Annotated in this window: 1 protein-coding gene; it reads right to left on the bottom strand. The window is 61.4% G+C overall.

Annotation, left to right across the window (positions count from 1 at the left end; genetic code table 11):
* Positions 1–220 (bottom strand): RHS repeat domain-containing protein (locus tag HMPREF2952_RS06345; protein WP_141754812.1); only part of this gene is annotated, 220 nt, incomplete at both ends.

Here is a 220-nt window from a genome sequence, read left to right on the forward strand (position 1 = left end):
GGCCGTCGGGCAGGATGGTGCGGATGCGGTTGCCCAACGGGTCGTACTGGTAGCCTACGGTGGCGCTTTGGCCGTTGTGGACGGTGGTTTCGCCGATAAGGCGGTCGAGTTCGTCGTAGGCGAGTTCGACGCTGCTGTGTTGGTTGCGGGCTTTGGTCAGGTTGCCGGTAATCGGGTCGTATTCGAAACGGGTGCGGCTGATGCCTTCGTCTTTGCTTTG

The sequence above is a fragment of the Neisseria sp. HMSC068C12 genome, from assembly GCF_001814095.1.
Classification (GTDB): Bacteria; Pseudomonadota; Gammaproteobacteria; order Burkholderiales; family Neisseriaceae; genus Neisseria; species Neisseria perflava.